The organism is Kitasatospora sp. NPDC091257 (assembly GCF_044757675.1).
In the GTDB taxonomy this organism is placed as follows: Bacteria; Actinomycetota; Actinomycetes; order Streptomycetales; family Streptomycetaceae; genus Kitasatospora; species Kitasatospora lactacystinica.
In genome coordinates this window covers 1-1,172 of sequence record NZ_JBIVVI010001809.1, presented here as the reverse complement: position 1 = coordinate 1,172, position 1,172 = coordinate 1, and the positions used below count along the sequence as shown (strand labels likewise).

Here is a 1,172-nt window from a genome sequence, read left to right as displayed (position 1 = left end):
GCCGTCAGGTGTCCGGTGGGGGTGAAGGGTGTTCGAATCGCGACGGAACGTGACGGCCGTCCCGGCGCGGCCGGGACGCACGGCCCCGCCGGACGGCCGTCCGGGCGCGCTACCCGACGTCCACCCAGCCGCTGCGGTACGCCGCCCAGTGCTCGGGCAGCGAGGCGAAGTCCACGTACAGCGCGACGCCGAAGTTGGCCCGCTGCCGGTCCTCCCGGCCCAGGCCCAGCCGCACGCCCCGGACGGCGGCCCGGACGGTCTCGGCGTCGCCCCAGTGGCCCCACTTGTCGTCCCAGTAGAAGGGCAGGCCCATCAGCAGGTCCACGTCGGCCGGGGTGGCCCGCAGGGCGAGCTCGGTCTGCCGGGCGACGTAGCCGCCGTACAGCGGCTCGGTGGGCATCGAGGTGTCGTAGGTCATCACCGCGATCTGGTCGACCCGGCGGGCGGTCTCGGTGAAGTACGCCCCGTCCCACCACTTGCCGTGGTCGGTGAGCAGGATGCCGGCCGTGTGCAGGCCCGGGACCGGGTCGATCTGCGGGGCCGCCACCGACAGCTTGGCGCCGCGCGCCGCGGTGACCGGCCGGACCCGGTCGAGCAGGGCCAGCCAGCCCGGCGAACCGGGGCGGATCGGCTCCATGTCGAAGTGCACGCCGTCGAAGCCGAGGTCCAGCACCTGGCCGGCGGAGGCGGTGACCCGGTCCCGGGTGGGGCCGTCCTCCAGGTCCAGGGCGTCCTTCTCCGGCTTGACCTCGTCGCCCAGCCAGCCCTGCAGCCGCACGCCGGGCAGCGCCCGGTGCACGGTGTCGGTGAACCAGCGGCCCCGGGGGTGGACGGCGGGCGGCAGCGAGCCGTCGTGCTCCAGCGGGCCGGTGTGCACGTAGAGGTCCCTGATGCCGGTGCCGGCCAGCTGCCGGACCAGTGCGGCCACGTCGGCCTCGGTCTTGCGGCCGTCCACCCAGGCGTGGCCGAGCCAGAGCGCGTCCCGGCCCCGGGTGCGGGCGTCGGCGGCGGGTTCGCCGGTGTAGTGCAGCCGGAACATCACGAACGCCGAGCCCAGCGCGGCCGGGGGCAGGGCCGCCACCAGCGCCAGGACCAGCAGTGCCCGGCGCCACCGGGACCATGCCCGCCAGCGGTTGCGCAGCGCGCGGAACGGGGCCCCCAGGGCCCGACCG

At 76.1% G+C, this 1,172-nt stretch carries 1 protein-coding gene; it reads right to left on the bottom strand.

Going from position 1 to position 1,172, the window contains the following annotated elements; all coding sequences use genetic code 11:
* Window positions 1-109: 109 nt before the first annotated feature.
* A partial coding sequence (locus ACIQOV_RS42190; protein WP_401056545.1) for a hypothetical protein occupies window positions 110-1,172 on the bottom strand: 1,063 nt, incomplete at its 5' end.